Origin of the sequence: Bradyrhizobium sp. NBAIM08 (assembly GCF_020193935.1) — a bacterium.
GTDB classification, from domain to species: domain Bacteria; phylum Pseudomonadota; class Alphaproteobacteria; order Rhizobiales; family Xanthobacteraceae; genus Bradyrhizobium; species Bradyrhizobium yuanmingense.
The window spans coordinates 86,872-104,365 of record NZ_JADYVR010000010.1; the positions used below are offsets into that span (position 1 = coordinate 86,872).

Consider the following 17,494-nt stretch of genomic DNA (forward strand, 5'->3'; position numbering starts at 1 on the left):
TGATGAAATCGGAACTTGCGGAAATGGCGTTGGACCAGAAGCTCACCATACCTGATGACGACGAGACGCCGGAAACGGTGCCGGTGCCGCATGCGTTGGTGCCGCATCTCGATGAAATCGCCATTCTGCTCGACATCGATGGCACGCTGCTTGAGCTGATGCCGACGCCGCGCGAGGTGTGGGTGCCGCCGGGCCTGTCGGAAACGCTGAAAGCTTTGACCGAGCGCACCTCGGGGGCGCTGGCGCTAGTCAGCGGCCGCTCGCTCAACGACATCGACCTGATCTTCGCGCCCGACGTGTTCCGCGCCGTCGCCGGTCATGGCGCGGAGATGCGGCTGGCGGTGGACAGTGAAGCGGATGCCCTGCACGCGCCGCCGCTCGACAAGGAGCTGAAGCGGCGCCTCGCCGCCATCGCCAAGCTCAGCCCTGGAATCCTGCTCGAGGACAAGGGCTATTCGCTCGCGCTGCATTACCGCCTGGCGCCGCATGCGGAGAAGGCGATCTACGAATCCGTCTCACTGATCCGCGCCGATCTGCCCAATGCGCCGATCGAGGTGCTGCCGGGCAAGTTCGTCTGCGAGATCAAGCATTCCGGATTCACCAAGGCGAGCGGCGTGCGCGAGTTGATGAAGCGCGCGCCGTTCAAAGGACGTCGTCCGCTGTTCATCGGTGACGACGTCACCGATGAGACCGTGTTCGCGATCATGCCCGACATGGACGGGCTGGCGTTCTCGGTCGGCCGCCGCGCCATGGGCGTGAATGGCCACTTCGATGCGCCGGCGGATGTGCGTGCGTTCCTTGCGCACCTGCTCGATCCCAGGTGAAACCAAGGCAGCGTCATCTCGCAGACACAAAGGCTTGCATCGCAGCGCCATTGCGCGGTGCGATGCATGCTGCGCAACAGGACCGGAAACGCTGTCTTTGCAGCGAAATGACTGGGTTCCACGAGCGAAACCAGTTCCAACGCGCACGCCCGATTTTGGTTTCAATTGGTTGAAACGATGATCAGGAACCATATTGATGAACGGCAGTTAAATGGGGCGGAATGAACAGGAGGGGACGACCTGTGAACTTGATCGTCGTTTCAAATCGCGTCGCCCGCGGCAAACCCAACGAGCCCATGACGGGCGGCCTTGCGGCGGCATTGCTTCCCGTTGTGGAACATTCTGGTGCGATCTGGGTCGGTTCCTCCGGCCGGGTGCGTGATGGCCACCAGAAGGAGCCGTTCGCCGAGATCGAGGCGCTCGGGACAGGCGCGATTGCGACGTTGGATCTGCCGGCGGCCCATTACGGCGGATACTACGAAGGCTTTGCCAATTCGGCGCTGTGGCCGGCGCTGCATTCGCGCAGCGACCTGATCCGCGTCTCGCGCGAGGACTATGTCAGCTATCGCGAGGTCAACGCCTTCATGGCGCGCGCCTTGATGCGTTTCCGCAAAGCCCGGACTGCGTTCTGGGTTCAGGACTATCATTTCCTCGCGCTTGGTGCCGAGCTGCGCGAGCTCGGCGTCGATGATCCCATCGGCTTCTTCCTGCATACGCCGTGGCCCGTCACTGCTGTGATGCAGGGCGTACCCAACCATCGCGAGCTGATCACCGCGATGCTGGCCTATGATCTGCTCGGCTTCCAGACCGAGGAAGATCGGCAGAACTTCCTCGGCTATGTCGGCGCCGAGCTCGGCCTCACCATCGAGGACGGGGTCGTGGTCTCGCAGCATGGGCGCACGCGCTGTGAAGTTTTCCCGATCGGCATCGATGCGGAGAAGTTCGCCGCCTATGCCGCGAAGTCGGCCGCGCATCCGGATGTGTCGCGCCTGCGCCGCAGCCTCAACGGCGAGCGCCTCGCGATCGGCGTCGACCGGCTCGACTATTCCAAGGGTCTCGTCAACCGAATCAGCGCATTCGACCGGCTCTGGACCGAGCAGCCGCAGTTTGCGCGCAGCATCTCGCTGCTCCAGATCGCCAATCCCTCGCGCGGCGGCATCGAGGCCTATGGCAATCTCCAGAACGAGGTCGCGCGCCTCGTCACCGACGTCAACGGCCGCCACGGCGAGGTCGACTGGACGCCGATCCGCTATTTGAACAAAGGCTTCAGCCAGGCCGTGCTCGCCGGTCTCTACCGCACCGCGCAGGTCGGCGTGGTGACGCCCCTGCACGACGGCATGAACCTCGTCGCCAAGGAATACGTCGCCGCGCAAAATCCCGCCGATCCCGGCGTGCTGGTGCTGTCGAAGTTCGCCGGCGCCGCCAACGAGCTCGACGCTGCGCTGCTGGTCAATCCGCACGATATCGACGGCATGGCCCGCGCGGTCGCGGTCGCGGCATCCATGCCGCTCACCGAGCGCAAGATGCGCTGGGATGCGATGATGAAGAAGCTGCGCGGCCACACCATCCAGCAATGGTCCGCCGATTTCGTCGCCGAGCTCGAGAAGTGCCGCACCGAGAAGGCCGCCGTGGCGCCGCTCGCGGCCCAGCCGCCGCAGGCGCTGCGCTGGTTGAAGTCGGCGATCTCAGGCGTGCGGTTGATCTAATCTCAGCTTGGCTCGATCTCACCCTCTCCCCTTGTTGTGGGAGAGGGTGGCATAGGGGGCCTCTGGCCGCCGTTCTTAAGAACGCCGATGCTTTGCATCTGCTATGGCGACAGCGGCGAGACGGGTGAGGGGTGTCTCTCCACGCGTGAACGTCTCGCAGCAAGATTCGTGGATGCAACCCCTCATCCGGCGCTTCGCGCCACCTTCTCCCGCAAGGGGAGAAGGCAAGAGCGCCCCTCAATAGCAATACGACACGCCGTCCAGGATCGCGCATTGCCGCTTGTTCGGCGCGTTCGGATTATCCAGCGGCACCACGCCCTTGCCCTGGCCGACGAACACGCCGGTCCCGACACGCACCGAGCTCTTGTTGCCGATGATCACGCTCTGATGCGGCGTCGAGCTGGAGCGGGTTCCGTCCGGCCAGAGGATGGTATCGCCTGAAAGCACCCCGCGCCGGCCGTCGTCGCAGCTGACGTCGACCCCCTGCCGGGTGCAGACCTGTGCCAGGGCCGGCGCGGCAAGGGCGGAGCCGAGGGTCGAAATCAGGCTCAGGGCGGCGATGGTCTTGCGGATGGTCATGGCGTCCCGGTCGTGTGTGGCGGCTTGCCGTGAATCGTCGCGCCAGGGCCGCCCGCGGTTCAGCCCCGCGGCCGCTTCGGGTGCCCGCGGAGCCGGATATTGTGCTGCAAATACAGTAAGTTGCGGAAAAATCGCCCGATATCTCCGCGATCCCTTGCAAAATCGTCGGCGCCCCTTCAAGAGAGGGCGCTCCGGAGAGATGGCCGAGTGGCTTAAGGCGCACGCTTGGAAAGCGTGTGTGCGGGAAACCGTACCGTGGGTTCGAATCCCACTCTCTCCGCCATCCGCTCAAATCAATCGCGCCGGCTTATTTGCCTTCGGGGCCAGCAATCGTCGCCAAGCGTCCGAGCAGGGCCGCCTCGGCCCTGGAAGTCAGACGGTAGCCTTCCGCCATCTCGGCCATGTCGCCGCGGGCGACGCACGCGTCCCACCAGTCCCTCACAAAGCCCTCGGCGTACCCGCGCGTGTTGAAGCCGTAAGGTTCGGTGACTAGGTCGAAAGCGATCATCAGCTCGTAACAAGGCGAGTCGTAGGAGGTGCCGGTCTCGGACCGGCCCAAGAAAGCTTCGAAGGATCTGGCCGTACGAAGGCTCGAATAAAGCCAGAACATCAGTCCATACATCAGATGTGAGCGCTCCTCGTCGTGCAGGGCAAAGAAGCCTTTCTCGTCCACGATCTGCCGGGCCAAGGTGCGCAACATTCGCTCGCCGTGCGGCAGACGGTCGCCGACGGCGGCCAAGGCTCGCACCACGATTGGCGATAACGTTCCCCGCTCGACGGTCGCGATCGCAGCGGCCCGATCCTCCTCAGCAGTGTCGTACTCGGACTCCTCGACCAAGCCGCGAATGAAGGTCTCGAAGTCCGGCGCGACGACGACGATACGGCAGTCATCCTCCTGGTCGACGTACACGACCTGCGGCTCGCCCCGCTTTCCGCAGCTCCGGTAGTCCAGCATGATCAGTTCGTGGCCGCCGGCCGGCGTGTCAGCGATTCCGACGCCAATCGGCGGGTAGCCCCATTCCTCGATCATGAACTTGGCGCCAAACTTCCCGGCGAGTGAATAGGTGGACGTACGGCCAAGAGCGAAGAGCCCCTCGATAGCCACGTGGTCCTCCGCCCAGCCTGTACGCTCCTTCATTGGATGGCAGTTGCGCTTGACCATTCCGCCATTGTGGCGCCGTGCGAGGTCGACATAGGCCGCCGGCAGTCGATACCCTCCGATTTCATGCTCAATGGAGGCGATCAGCTCGTCGGTCGGCGGAGGCTCGACATAGTTCTCCAGGGAATACGGACAGTCATTCCAGAAGCCTTCGAAGTCAAAGTCGTCAAAGAGCCGTTTCGTCGCCATCTTCATTACCTCGTCATGTTACGAGGCGTGTCTAAGCGCCCAGTAGCCAGGACCGTTGATTGCCGCCCTTCGGAATGAAAACAGCTTATACGTCAATCTGGATTGACTGACACTCTCTCCGCCATTTGCTGCCGCTCATAACGGTTTGGTTGCAGGCTCGAGTCCCGCCGGTGCGGTTGAGGCGCTTAGTTGCTTTCATTGCTGGGCAGCGGCTTCATATTCGTGGGGTCATGCCCTCAGGAGCTTATTCCGTGCCGCAAGCGATCCTATCCGCGCAGAGCCGACCCCTCCGTTCCCCTGCCGAGTTCGCCTCCATCATCATAAGCGCCTATGAGCGCATCGAGCGGGACCGGCACCGCAATTGCTGGATCTATGTGCGGCCCATGGAAGAAGCGCTGGCTGAGGTTGATGCCCTTGTGCAACGAGCGGAAGAGGGTGAAGTCCTGCCGCTCCTTGGCGTGCCATTCGGCGTCAAGGACAATATTGACGTTGAGGCCATGCCAACGACAGCAGCCTGCCCGTCATTCGAATATAGGGCTGCGCAATCGGCTAGATGCGTCGAGAAATTGGCGGCCGCGGGTGCGATCTGTCTTGGCAAAACCAACCTGGATCAGTTCGCAACCGGACTGTCCGGCGCCCGCTCCCCCTACGGCGCCTGTTCCAGTGCGGCGGACGATCTGTATGTCTCCGGCGGTTCGAGCTCCGGCTCGGCTGCTGCCGTAGCATCCGGCCATGTTGCCTTCGCTCTCGGCACAGATACCGGCGGCTCAGGCCGGATTCCCGCAGGTTTCAACGGAATCATCGGGATCAAGCCAACCGTCGGCCTCGTCTCGTCCCGGGGACTTGTGCCGAACTGTCCGACGCTCGATTGTCCCTCGATCTTCTGCAATTCCATTGCCGAAGGTCGAATTCTGCTCGGGTTGATCGAAGGATTCGACGACAGTGATCCCTTTAGCCGCCAACGGATTGCCACGTCCTTCCCACCTCCTCGCAAATTCCGGTTCGGCCAGGTCCCTGTCGGTCATCTCAATTCATTCGGCATGCCGGAATGCGATGACCTCTACAGGCAGGCCTGCACGAGGCTTTCGGGATTGGGAGGTCAAGCCAGGAACATTGACTTCGCGCCTTTCGCCGAAGCCGGTGAAATGCTCTTTTCAGGGCCTTGGATTGCCGAACGTCATGCGGCGATCAGCAAGCTCATGAACATCGATCATGGAGACCTGCTTGACGTCATCCGCAACGTGCTGAGCGGAGCTGCCCGGTTTTCCGCAACAGATGCATTCGCCGCGCAACATCGACTTTGGAAGCTGCGACGCCAGATCCAAACGCTTTTCGAGGAGATCGATGTTCTGGTGGTACCGACCGCGCCACGCCCCTTCACGATTGCGGAGATGATGGAAGATCCCATCACGCTCAACAACCGCCTCGGTTACTACTCCTATTTTGCCAATCTCGTGGACTTGTGCGCGGTGTCGGTTCCCAATGCAACGCTCGGCAACGGCATGCCGATGGGTATCACTTTGCTGGCACCTGCGTGGCGCGACCATGTTGTTCTCGACCTTGCCGAACGATGGCTGCCCGATGCGAAGGCCAGACTGTTCGATCTAAAGGAATATCCGAAGGCCGCCTCCTAGACCACTTCGAGATCGAGGGCGCGCAGATTGAGGATCACAATCAGGCCCCGGTGATAACGGATGACGCCTCTTGCCTGCATGCGGGAAAGCTGCACCGTCACCCATTGGCGGGTTGAGCCGATCAGATTGGCGAGATCACCATGCGTGAACGGGATCCCGATCACGATCTCGCGGCCCTGCTGCGAACCGTAGATCTTCGAGAGGAAGACCAACAGACGATGCAGCCGCTCGGTCACCGAGCGGGTCCCCAGCATTTGCGCCATGGCCGAGTAGCACCGTGCCTTGAAGGCGAGCGCATCCAGCAGCGCGACTGCGATACTTGCCGATTGAAGCGCCAGCGCACGCAGGGCTGGGCCGGGCAAGAACGTCACTCGGCTTCGTTCCACTGCAACCGAAGACCATACGTGGGCACCAGCACCGAACAGATCGGGGCCGCCGACGAAGTTGCCGGCAAACCAGTAGGCCAGCGTCACCTCGCGTCCGGAAGGCGCCGCGTAGTAGCTGCGAATACGCCCCTCTTCGATCAGATATATGCCGTTCTGCAGATCGCCCTGACGCCAGACATGGATGCCTGCCTGCAGAACCTCCTCGCGTCCGATGGCGAGGACACGGCGCCGGTCAGCCTCACACAACGGATCCAACAAGCTCGGCAGGGACCCGACCAGAGCATCCGATCCCGCCAGCATGATGCCGGTCGCATTCCTGAGACTTGCCGCTGACATCTGCTCGCTCCCCTGCCGCCGCAGGGGAAAGCTATTCAAGAGCCGTGCCAGAACATATCGTCAGGCGCCTACGTCTTGATTTCCATCTGCTCGAAGGCCCTGCGGCCTTCCGAGCGGATCAGGTCAAGGCAATCCCGCTTGAGGGCGAGATAGGCGGCCTCCGCGACGATGGCGCTGGAGCGCGGCCGCGGCAGGCTCACCTGAAGATCCCTGAGGATGCGGCCAGGCCCGGCGCTCATGATCAGCACACGGTCAGAGAGAAGGATCGCTTCATCGATGTCGTGTGTGACGAAGACGATTGTTGCATTGATCCGCTCGCGGAGCTCGAGCAGATTGTCCTGCATGACCGCCCGGGTCTGCGCATCCAGCGCTCCGAACGGCTCGTCCATCAACAGGACACGCGGTTGATTGGCGAGGGCACGGGCAATCGCAACCCGCTGCTGCATGCCCCCGGATAGCGTGTGCGGATATGCCGACGCAAATCTGGTCAGGCCGATCATCTCGATGAGGCCGTCGGCAATCCGCAGCGCCTCCGCTTTCGGCTTGCCGAGAGCGCGGGGCCCGTGCGCGATATTCCGGCGCACCGATTTCCACGGAAACAGATGTGGCTGCTGGAAGACCATTCCGATCTCGGGTCGTGGCTTGCGCATTGCTTCGCCGGCCATGAGCACCTGGCCTCCGAACGGCCGCTCGAGGCCGGCCATTGCATTCAGCAGCGTGGACTTGCCGCAGCCGGATGGACCGACGATCGAGACGAATTCCCCCTGGGCTACTGCCAGGGATACGCGGTCGACTGCGATGACCTGCCCGCTCGGCGCATCGAAGACGATGCTCAAATCCTCGACCCGGATGATCGCCTGACACGCCGCGGCGGACGGCGGGTACGTATCCACGAGCCTGAGCGGCTGGTCTGGACGAAGCAGGCTAGGGGTCATCGCCACCACACGGCACGTTCGGCAAGAATCGCGAAGGAACGGTCGGCGACGAAGGAAAGCAGTCCGAGAGCCGCCAGCCCGCCCATGACCTGACCCGTTTGCATGTTCTGTTGCGCAATTTCGATACGATAAACGATACCGGCGAACGCTCCTGCCAACTCGGCGGCGACCAGCGTGTAGAAGGAGATGCTCACCGCGGTTCGAAGACCGACCGTGATATAGGGCAGCGCGCCAAGAAGGACGATCTCCCACAGCATCTGCGGTTGCGGCGTGCCGAGCATCTGGGCGGCTCGGATAAGTCCGTGGTCGACTTTCTGCACCCCGATGTGGGTCGCGAGCCATACCGTGAAGAACACGCCCCAAACGACCAGGAAAAGCTTGCCTGTTTCCGAGAGGCCAAACCAAAGGATGACGATCGGCACGAAGGCGATGGGAGGAATTGGACGAAGGATGTGAAACAAGGGCGAAAGCAGGCTGGACACCAGTCGAAATCGGCCGGTCAGGATGCCGAGCACGATTCCGCCCGCGGCCCCGATGGCAAATCCCGCGGCCACGCGCGCGAGGCTCGCCATCAGGTCGGCGAAGAATTGTCCGCTGCGAATCCATTCGAGAACGGCAACGGCGACGGTCGATGGCGGCGGAAACAGCACGGTGTTCACGATGCCGGAGCGCGCAACCAGTTCCCACATGCCTGTGAAGGCGGGCACGGAGAGGACGGCGACCAGTACGCTCAGCCGTTCGGTCGCGCTGCTGCGTCTGCCGACGCTCACGGGCGTGCCCCCAGCGTGACGCGAGCTGAATCGAGCGCCTTCAGCGGCGCCGTCACCAGGACTTTCGTGAAATCGGGCATGCTCGCTCCAGGGGGATGATTGCCGGTCTCGAGCCGCCAGGCGGCATGGGTTTTCAGAGTCGTGAGAATCCTGTCGTCGAGGCGCACATGGTAGACGTAGTCCGTCCAGATCGACGCCAATTCATCGCGTTTCATCCCCGTCGCCGCTGCGATGACGTCGATTGCTTCACCCGGATTCGCCTTGAGCCAGCCCTCGGCTTCGATGAGGGACGCCAGGAACTTGCTGACGATCGCCGGGTTGGCGGCGAGGTAAGACTGCGTCACGACGATATTGAAGGTCTCCGAGTAGAGACCTTTGGTATCAAGCGGAATCGCGCCTTCGCCGAGAGCCTTCTTCGCATTCGCGACGTGCGGCTCCCAGGTGTCGAATGCGTCGATGCTGCCGGCCGCCATGGCAGGGAGCATCTCCTGCGGTCGCAGGTTGACGAGCGTCACGTCCTTCGAGGTCAGGCCCGCCGCTTTCAACAGAACCGAGGTGTAGACTTCGCTGCCAGTTCCTGCCGTGAAGGCGATTCGCTTTCCACGCAGATCGGCCTTCGTCTTGATCCCGGCAGAAGCTGCGGTCATTGTCTTCAGATCCGAATATTCCATCCCCGCCACGAAGGCGATCGGCTGTTGCGCCATCGCGGCCGCCGTGACCGGCGCCTCGGCTGTTGTCGCGAAATCCGCCCCTCCCCCAAGCACCGTATCGAGGCACTGCTTCCCGCTGGTGAAGTTGGAGACCGAGATGTCGAGCCCGTGCTTGGCGAAAAGGCCCTTCGCATTGGCAACGATCGCCAGTCCCGAGATCGGCCCAAGATTCTGGGCGAGCCGCGCCTTCAGCAATTCCTCGGCCGTCGCGCGCTCGGACGGCGCAAACAGGAAGGACGCAGATAGCACGAACACGGCGAAGCGAAGAGCAGTTGTTGATCGCATGCCAAACCCCTGTGATGCCGGCGATCGGAGGTGATCGGCCTTGACGACAGGATCGTCTGAAGATCGAAGATCATGAAGCAATTAATCGACAAGGCCCTGCTGTCCACTTTTTGCGCAAGCAAAACAGCTTCCGACCGTGATCGGGGCAATAAATTCATCAAGCTGCTCACACCTTGGGCGCAGCATGGCCTGCGGCAGCGGCGCTCTGCTGGCTTTCGCCAAGCCCGACGCCGATTCAATCAGAACCGATCGGGATTTCGGTACCGTTGCGTGCGCGGCGAAACCAGGCCCACGTCTGCCGCGTCACTGCGATGTAGCCCGGGCCCCGATAGACGATCCGATCGGCGACGATCCGGTTCAGTTTCGGCAGCGCATGGAAAGGAATCGAAGGATAGGCATGGTGTTCGACATGATAGGGCATGTTCCATGCGAACCAGCGCACGAACCTGGCGGTATAGGTGGTGCGGGTGTTCTGGAAGGCGCTGCGCGTGCGATCGCAGCCGGTGTGTTCGGCAAGCAGATACGGACGCAGAAACAATTGACCGACGATCACGGGGACGACCCAGACCCACAACAGGATCAAGGTGTGCAACGCGATCGATGCCAGCAACAGCGCGACGTAGCCTGCCAGATGGAGACGCGCCTCTGTCACGACGATGTGGCGTTTATTTTCAGGAATCCATGGTGACGTGGCGTTGCCGGTCAACGCATGGCGAAGCATCAGCCCCACCCGGAAGGCAACCTGCCGCAAGCCGCTGTAGACGATCACCAATTGCGCGTCCGAGGTCGGGATCGGAACCGACAGCAGTTCCGGATCCCTCTTTGGATCCTGCGTATACCGATGATGATCCCAGTGGAATAAACAGTAATATTCGTAGGGCAAGCCGACCGCGAACGAGGAGAGATGACCGAAGACGAGATTAAGCGCCCGGCTGCGAAATGCCGTCTTGTGGGCGGTCTCGTGGACCACCATGAACAGGAATGCGACAAAGTAGCCTTGGACGACCACCAGCGGCAACGCCCAGACGATTCCGTATTGCGATGAGACCAGCCAGATCAGCGCGCCGACAACGACGATCACGCCGTAGTGGCTGGCCGCGCGGATCAGACCCTGCCAATCGGACCGCACCGACAATTCGCGCAGCATGGCTGGAGTCAGCGGCTTCTCTCCGGTGGCAGTGATGGCATTGCTCATGATCGTGGTCGCCTCTTTTTCGGAATCGCACACTTGACCGTGCTCGTGAGGACGCTGGAATTGGCCAAGCACAGGCCGATCCTAGGAAGCGCGGCCGCAATGCAGAAGCAATTTATTTCGCCGGCGTTGGCTCGCCCGGCATCCCTGGACTGACACTCTCCTCGCCAGCCTTCGCAAACGACGTTTGCGCAAGGCTGGCGCGCCGGAGCCCGCAGGGCGAAGGTGGACTCGGCAAGCCTGCCGGGGGGCAAGCTTCTCCTGCGCTCGCCGCCGCTTCACCCCACCAGCTTCCACTTCCCATCCCCGGTCCGCTTCAACGCGGGGTCGCTCACCCGCACGTGCTCGGCGAGGAAATCGATGAACGCGCGCACGCGTGCCGGGAGTGGGGCGGTGTGGCCGACATAGACGGCGTGGATGTCTTCGCGGTCGCCGGGATTGTATCCTTGCAGCACCGGGACGAGGCGGCCGGATTCGATGTCGGGGCCGATGTGGAAGAGCGCGAGGCGCGCGAGACCGACACTGCCGAGGCAGAGGCGGCGGGCGGCTTCGCCGTCGCTGGCGCGCGCGACCGGCGGGGGCAGGGCCTCCTCGGCGTGGTCGCCACGCCTGAACGGCCAGCCGCGGATGCTGCGTGGAAAGGTCCAGCCGATGCCGCGGTGGTCGGCGAGATCGGCCGGAATCTTCGGCATGCCGCAACGGGCGAGATAATCCGGCGCGCCGACCACGACCATGCGGCTGGTGCCGAGCTTTCGCGCGACCAGCCGCGAGGCGCGCAGCGGACCGACGCGGATGGCGACGTCCGCGCGCTCCTGCATCAGGTCGATCACCGTATCGGTCAGCACGAGATCGAGCGTGACGTCGGGATGCTGCGCCAGAAACCGCGGGATCAAAGGCATCACATGCAGCATGCCGAAGGGGATGTTGCAGTTGACCGTGAGGCGGCCGCGCGGCGCCGCGCCCGAGGCCGCCTCGCGCTCGGCCTCCTCCATCTCGGCGAGGATGCGCAACGATCGCTCGTAGAAGGCCTGGCCTTCCGCTGTCAGCGTCAGCTTGCGCGTGGTGCGGTTGACGAGCCGCGCGCCGAGGCGCGCCTCCAGACGCGAGATCAGCTTACTGACGCCCGATGGCGTCAGACGCAGCTTTCGCGCGGCCTGGGTGAAGCCGCCGAGGTCCACGACGCGGACGAAGACCTCCATCTCGGCCGAGCGGTTGGTATCGAAACGGGCCATGTTGAATTCACGTCACAAATGATTGGATTGCGGACATTCTAATGGTTTGGCGGCAGCGCCGCTATCTGCGTGGCTCGTCTCATCCCTTGGAGCAACGCATGCCTCCTGCCGTCCTCGCGCTCACCGCCGGTGCCTTCGGCATCGGCACCACCGAATTCATCATCATGGGCTTGCTGCTGCAGGTCGCCGCCGACATGCACGTCTCGGTGCCGGTCGCGGGCCTGCTGATATCAGGCTATGCGCTCGGCGTGTTCGTCGGCGCGCCGGTGCTGACGCTGGCGACGCGGCGGATGCCGCGGAAAACCGTGCTGCTGGCGCTGATGGCGATCTTCACGCTCGGCAATGCGGCTTGCGCGCTCGCACCCACTTACGAATTGCTGATGGCCGCGCGGGTGCTGACCTCCCTCGCCCACGGCACGTTCTTCGGCGTCGGCTCGGTGGTGGCCACCAGCCTCGTCGCCGAGGACAAGCGTGCGTCTGCGATCGCCACCATGTTCATCGGCCTGACGGTCGCGACGCTCCTGGGCGTGCCCTTCGGTGCCTGGCTCGGCCTGATGCTCGGCTGGCGCGCGGCGTTCTGGGCGGTGACTGTCATCGGCGTGATCGCGTTTGCGGTCGTCGCCGCGCTCGTCCCCGGCCATGTCGGCGATGGCGACAAGCCGATCTCGCTTGCCGAGGAAGTGGCCGTGCTCGGCCGTCCGCAGGTGCTGCTCGGTCTTGCCATGACCGTGTTCGGCTTCGCCGGACTGTTCGTCGTCTTCACCTATATCCAGCCGATCCTGACGCGCTTCACCGGCTTTTCGGAGGCTGCCGTCTCGCCGATCCTGCTGGTGTTCGGCGTCGGCCTTGGGATCGGCAATATCGCCGGCGGCAAGCTTGCGGACCGCGGCCTCGCACGGGCCTTGACCGGCACGCTTGCCGCGCTTGCGATCGTGCTGCTCGGCCTGGCGGCCGTGCTGTCGATCAAGATCCTGTCCGTCGCGCTGATCCTGCTACTCGGCACCGCCGCCTTCGCGACCGTCGCGCCGCTTCAGCTTCGCGTGCTGGAAGCCGCAGGTCCCAGCGGCCGGACGCTCGCCTCCAGCCTCAACATCGCCGCGTTCAATCTCGGCAACGCGCTCGGCGCCTGGGTAGGCGGCGTCACCATCGACCGCGGGCTCGGCCTTTCGGCGCTGCCGCTGGTCGCGGCCGGCATCACCGTCATTGGCCTCGTTCTGGCGCTGTGGAGTCTCCGGCTCGATCCCGCGCCGGCAACCGTCGCGGCGTGCCCGGCGGAATAGGAGAGCGATCATGGAATACCGCAATCTCGGCGCTTCCGGGCTCAAAGTCCCCGTCCTCAGCTTCGGCACCGGCACGTTCGGCGGCCAGGGTCCGTTGTTTTCCGCCTGGGGCCGCAGCGGCACTGATGAAGCCCGCAGGCTGGTCGATATCTGCCTCGATGCCGGCGTCAATCTGTTCGACAGCGCCGATGTCTATTCGAACGGCGCCTCCGAGGAGATCCTCGGTGCCGCGATCAAGGGGCGCCGCGACAAGGTGCTGATCTCGACCAAGATGAGCCTGCCGATGGGCGACGGTCCGCTCGATGCCGGCTCGTCGCGGCAGCGGCTGCTTGCCTCGGTCGATGCGGCGCTAGGACGGCTCGGCACTGACCATATCGATCTGCTTCAGCTCCACGCCTTCGACGCGTTCACGTCGATCGAGGAGGTGCTGTCCACGCTCGATATGCTCGTGCGCGCCGGTAAGCTGCGCTATGTCGGCGTCTCGAATTTCGCCGGCTGGCAGCTGATGAAGTCGCTCGCGATCGCGGACCGGCATGGCTGGCCGCGCTATGTCGCGCACCAGGTCTATTACTCCCTGCTGGGGCGCGACTATGAATGGGAACTGATGCCGCTCGCGCGCGATCAGGGCGTCGGCGCTCTGGTCTGGAGCCCACTGGGCTGGGGCAGGCTCACCGGAAAGATCCGGCGCGGCCAGCCGCTGCCGCAAGGAAGCCGCCTGCATGCCACCGCACAGTTCGGTCCGCCCGTGGACGATGCGCGCCTCTACGCCGTCGTTGACGTGCTCGATGCGATTGCTGTGGAGGCCGCTCGGACCGTGCCGCAGGTCGCGATTGCCTGGCTGCTGTCGCGTCCCACGGTCTCCTCCGTGATCATCGGGGCGCGCGACGAAGCGCAGCTGCGCGACAATCTCGGTGCCGTCGGCTGGTCGCTGAGCGCGGACCAGATCAAGCGGCTCGATGAGGTCAGCGCGGTGATGCCGCCTTATCCGTACTATCCCTATCGCATCCAGGAGGGCTTTGCGCGGCTCAATTCACCCTTGGTGTAGGAGCTCGCTCATAGAAGGCTGCGATTGCGACAGAGCGTCGCGACAATGCGCCATGCAGAATCGCACCTGTACAGGGTCCCGCGTCGTCCCTAACCTCCGCCGCGCAATTTTAGGAGATGCGGCGTGGCGAAGAAGACGGCGACCAAGAAGAAAAGTGTGTTGAAGAAGACGGCGAAGGCTTCGAAGAAGGGCTCCGGCCGCAAGAGCGCCGTGGCCAAGCCGGCCGGAAAGGCCGCTGCCGGCAAATCGGCGAAGCCGCGGCGCCCGAAGGGCCCGGCCTGGCAATGGTCGGCGGTTGAGACCGCGGCTGCGATCCGCTCCGGCGCCATCTCCGCGGTGGAGGCGGTGGAAGCGCATCTCGAACGAATGCGCACCGTCAATCCGAAGCTGAATGCGGTCGTCGTCGATCTCTCGGAGGAAGCACTCAAAGCGGCGCACGCGGCCGACAAGCAGCGCGCCAAAGGCGGCGAGCTCGGTCTCCTGCACGGCGTGCCGATTACGATCAAGGAAAATGTCGACTACGAGGGCCGGCCGAATTTCAACGGCGTGCCCGCCAACAAGGACCTCATTGCACCCTCCGACTCGCCCGTGGTGCGCAACCTGAAGAAATCAGGCGCGATCGTCATCGGTCTCACCAACACGCCCGAATTCTCCTTTCGCGGCTTCACCGACAATCCCCTGCACGGGCTGACGCTCAACCCCTGGGATCCCGACATCACCTGCGGCGGCTCCTCCGGGGGCGCGGGCTCGGCGGTCGCTGCGGGCATCGGCACTATCGCCCACGGCAACGACATCGGCGGCTCGCTGCGCTGGCCGGCGCATTGCAACGGCGTTGCCACCATCAAGCCGACGCAGGGCCGCATCCCCGCCTTCAACGGAAGCGCAACGTCGGAGCGGCCTATGCTGGCGCATCTGATGTCGGCGCAGGGACCGCTCGCGCGCCATGTCGCCGACGTGCGCCTCGCTTTGGAGGTGATGAGCCAGGGCGATCCGCGCGATCCCTGGTGGGTGCCCGCGCCGCTGGTCGGCGAGCGGCCGAAGCGGCCGATCAAGGTTGCACTGGCAAAGATCCCCGAGGACATGGACGTCGATCCCTCTGTCGCCGCGGCGCTGCGCCAGGCTGCCGATCATCTCGAGCGGTCCGGCTATCGCGTCAGCGAGGTCGAGGTACCCGACATCAACGGGGTCTGGCAGACCTGGTGCGACATCATCACCAACGAGACCGTGATGATGCAGGAGGCCGCCATGCTGAAGGTCACATCCGAGGATTTTCACAAGTCCTGGGGCGGCATGAAGGCCAAGGCCAACGTGCTCGATCTCAAGGGCTGGATGCAGGCGACCGCCGCGCGCAACGGCCACATCCGCGCCTGGCAATTGTTCTTCGAGGAGTATCCGGTGGTGCTGGCGCCGACCACGGTGAAGCCGACGCCGGGCCCGCGCGAGGACACCATCAGCTCCGAGCGCGTGCGCGAGATCTTCTGGGGCGAGATCCGCTTCATCTCCGCCATCAACGTGCTGGGCCTGCCCGGCGCGGTGGTGCCGGTGGCGCTGCATGACGGCAAGCCGATCGGCGTGCAATTGATTGCCGGCCGCTATCGCGAGGATCTCGCCCTCGATGCCGCAGCCGCCATCGAGAAACGCGTCGGCGTGCTCACGCACCGGCTGTGGGAGCAGATGGGCTGAGGCTACGAGCTATTGCAGCGTTGACGGAGCCACCCTCGCCCTTGTGGGCGAGGGTGGCTCCGTGTTTCGTTAATCGGCCTTAACCCGGATTTCAGCCATTTTGCGAACAAGCATTAGGGTTACTTCCTCGATCTCTAAGCGAATTATTGTCCGCTTTACCACCCGCCTCTAACAGAGGAGCGGCGGACAACGCACATGCCTCATTCTAGGCCGATAAGTGCGGCCCGCTCCACGCGGAGGTGGCACGATGCGCAACGAGACGATCGCTATTCACGCCGGCTACGAGCCTGAAGCCACCACGCACGCGGTGGCCGTGCCGATCTACCAGACCGCGGCCTACGCCTTCGACAGCGCCGATCATGGCGCCGCCCTGTTCAATCTGGAGACCGAAGGCTTTCGCTACAGCCGCATTGCCAATCCGACCAGCGCAGTCCTGGAGAAGCGCATCGCACAGCTCGAAGGCGGCGTCGGCGCACTCGCGGTCGCGACGGGGCAGGCGGCGCTGCATTTCGCCTTCATCAACGTCGCCGATCACGGCGGCAACATCGTCTCCGTGCCGCAGCTCTACGGCACGACGCACACGCTGCTCTCCCACATCCTGCCGCGCCAGGGAATCATCGGCCGTTTCGCCGGGAGCGACAAGCCCGAGGCGGTCGAGAAGCTGATCGACGAGAACACCCGCGCCGTGTTCGCCGAGACCATCGGCAATCCCGCCGGCAATGTCTGCGACATCGAGGCGCTGGCGAAGGTCGCGCACGCGCATGGCGTGCCGCTGATCGTCGACAACACCGTCGCAACCCCGATCCTCTTCAAGCCGTTCGACTATGGGGCCGATATCGCGGTGCATTCGCTGACCAAGTTCCTGGGCGGTCACGGCACCACGCTCGGCGGCGCCATCGTCGATTCCGGAAACTTTCCCTGGGCCGAGCACGCCGAACGTTTCCCGGCCTACAACAAGCCCGACGCCTCCTATCACGGCCTCGTCTATGCCGAGCGCTTCGGCAAGACCGCCTATATCGAGCGCGCGCGCAGCGTCTATCAGCGCACCATGGGCTCGGTGCTGTCGCCGTTCAACGCCTTCCTGCTGCTCCAGGGCATCGAGACCGTGGCGCTGCGCATGGAGCGCCATGTCGAGAACGCCCGCAAGGTCGCCGAATTCCTGCGCGGCGATCCGCGCGTGGCTTGGGTCAATTACACCGGCTTCCCGGACAACCCCTATTATCCCCTGGTGCAGAAGTACCTGAACGGCAACGCCTCCTCGCTATTCACCTTCGGCATCAAGGGCGGCATGGAGGCCGGCAAGGCGTTTTACGATGCGCTGAAGCTGATCACGCGCCTCGTCAATATCGGCGATGCCAAGTCGCTCGCCTGCCATCCGGCATCGACCACCCATCGCCAGATGTCGGCGGAGCAGCAGCGCGCCGCCGGCGTGCTGCCGGAGACGATCCGTCTGTCGATCGGCATCGAGCATGTCTCTGATATCATCGAGGACATCGACCAGGCGCTGGAAAAGGCCTGCCCGTCGGCGCGCCGCGAGGCTGCGGAGTAG

General features: G+C 63.9%; 15 protein-coding genes and 1 tRNA gene. 8 read left to right on the forward strand and 8 right to left on the reverse strand.

Translation table 11 applies throughout. The features are described from left to right. Window positions 1-2 precede the first annotated feature (2 nt). Window positions 3-824: a trehalose-phosphatase gene (otsB, locus tag I6F37_RS28745; protein ID WP_036016048.1), complete on the forward strand. Its 822-nt coding sequence runs from the start codon at window positions 3-5 to the stop codon at window positions 822-824. Window positions 825-1,066: 242 nt separating this feature from the next. Beyond that, a complete protein-coding gene (locus I6F37_RS28750) occupies window positions 1,067-2,530 on the forward strand; it encodes a trehalose-6-phosphate synthase (RefSeq protein WP_036016051.1) in 1,464 nt (487 codons plus the stop codon). A 237-nt stretch (window positions 2,531-2,767) separates the two neighbouring features. Here I6F37_RS28750 and I6F37_RS28755 read toward each other — a convergent pair whose 3' ends face one another. Continuing rightward, window positions 2,768-3,109: a hypothetical protein gene (locus I6F37_RS28755; RefSeq protein WP_225153359.1), complete on the reverse strand. Its 342-nt coding sequence runs from the start codon at window positions 3,107-3,109 to the stop codon at window positions 2,768-2,770. A gap of 193 nt (window positions 3,110-3,302) precedes the next feature. On the opposite strand from I6F37_RS28755, the gene I6F37_RS28760 reads away from it, so the two are divergent. Beyond that, window positions 3,303-3,392: transfer RNA gene (locus I6F37_RS28760), tRNA-Ser, on the forward strand. Window positions 3,393-3,416: 24 nt separating this feature from the next. Here the strand turns inward: I6F37_RS28760 and I6F37_RS28765 are convergent. After that, window positions 3,417-4,463 (reverse strand): SMI1/KNR4 family protein, encoded by a 1,047-nt coding sequence (locus I6F37_RS28765; protein WP_225153361.1) that lies wholly within the window; start codon window positions 4,461-4,463, stop codon window positions 3,417-3,419. Between the two features lie 245 nt (window positions 4,464-4,708). On the opposite strand from I6F37_RS28765, the gene atzF reads away from it, so the two are divergent. Then, window positions 4,709-6,091, forward strand: a complete 1,383-nt coding sequence (atzF, locus tag I6F37_RS28770; protein WP_225153363.1) for an allophanate hydrolase — start codon at window positions 4,709-4,711, stop codon at window positions 6,089-6,091. Here the strand turns inward: atzF and I6F37_RS28775 are convergent. From I6F37_RS28775 to I6F37_RS28800, 6 genes are all read right to left on the reverse strand, one after another. Then, complete coding sequence (locus tag I6F37_RS28775) at window positions 6,088-6,777, reverse strand: Crp/Fnr family transcriptional regulator (RefSeq protein ID WP_225153365.1); 690 nt, start codon at window positions 6,775-6,777, stop codon at window positions 6,088-6,090. The two genes, atzF and I6F37_RS28775, sit on opposite strands and share 4 nt — an antisense overlap. 104 nt (window positions 6,778-6,881) lie before the next feature. Continuing rightward, on the reverse strand, window positions 6,882-7,757 hold the full coding sequence (locus I6F37_RS28780; protein WP_225153367.1) for an ABC transporter ATP-binding protein: 876 nt from the start codon (window positions 7,755-7,757) through the stop codon (window positions 6,882-6,884). After that, window positions 7,745-8,407 carry an ABC transporter permease gene (locus I6F37_RS28785; protein ID WP_225131560.1) on the reverse strand — a complete coding sequence of 221 codons (663 nt, stop codon included), beginning with the start codon at window positions 8,405-8,407 and terminating at the stop codon, window positions 7,745-7,747. Before I6F37_RS28785 ends, I6F37_RS28780 begins: the two co-directional genes overlap by 13 nt. A 107-nt stretch (window positions 8,408-8,514) precedes the next feature. Next, on the reverse strand, window positions 8,515-9,513 hold the full coding sequence (locus I6F37_RS28790; RefSeq protein ID WP_225148647.1) for an ABC transporter substrate-binding protein: 999 nt from the start codon (window positions 9,511-9,513) through the stop codon (window positions 8,515-8,517). A 235-nt stretch (window positions 9,514-9,748) separates the two neighbouring features. Then, window positions 9,749-10,708, reverse strand: a complete 960-nt coding sequence (locus I6F37_RS28795; protein ID WP_225153369.1) for a fatty acid desaturase — start codon at window positions 10,706-10,708, stop codon at window positions 9,749-9,751. A 275-nt stretch (window positions 10,709-10,983) separates the two neighbouring features. After that, window positions 10,984-11,937 (reverse strand): LysR family transcriptional regulator, encoded by a 954-nt coding sequence (locus I6F37_RS28800; protein WP_109141763.1) that lies wholly within the window; start codon window positions 11,935-11,937, stop codon window positions 10,984-10,986. Between the two features lie 98 nt (window positions 11,938-12,035). Between I6F37_RS28800 and I6F37_RS28805 the strand changes: the two genes are divergently transcribed. The 4 genes from I6F37_RS28805 (at window position 12,036) to I6F37_RS28820 (ending at window position 17,494) form a co-directional block, all read left to right on the forward strand. Further along, the gene (locus I6F37_RS28805) at window positions 12,036-13,217 is read left to right on the forward strand and encodes an MFS transporter (RefSeq protein ID WP_225153371.1); all 1,182 of its coding nucleotides are present in this window, start codon (window positions 12,036-12,038) and stop codon (window positions 13,215-13,217) included. A 10-nt stretch (window positions 13,218-13,227) separates the two neighbouring features. After that, the gene (locus I6F37_RS28810; RefSeq protein ID WP_225153373.1) at window positions 13,228-14,262 is read left to right on the forward strand and encodes an aldo/keto reductase; all 1,035 of its coding nucleotides are present in this window, start codon (window positions 13,228-13,230) and stop codon (window positions 14,260-14,262) included. A 123-nt stretch (window positions 14,263-14,385) separates the two neighbouring features. Continuing rightward, window positions 14,386-15,945: an amidase family protein gene (locus I6F37_RS28815; RefSeq protein ID WP_225153375.1), complete on the forward strand. Its 1,560-nt coding sequence runs from the start codon at window positions 14,386-14,388 to the stop codon at window positions 15,943-15,945. A 247-nt stretch (window positions 15,946-16,192) separates the two neighbouring features. Then, window positions 16,193-17,494, forward strand: coding sequence for an O-acetylhomoserine aminocarboxypropyltransferase/cysteine synthase family protein (locus I6F37_RS28820; RefSeq protein ID WP_036016088.1), 1,302 nt, complete (start codon window positions 16,193-16,195; stop codon window positions 17,492-17,494).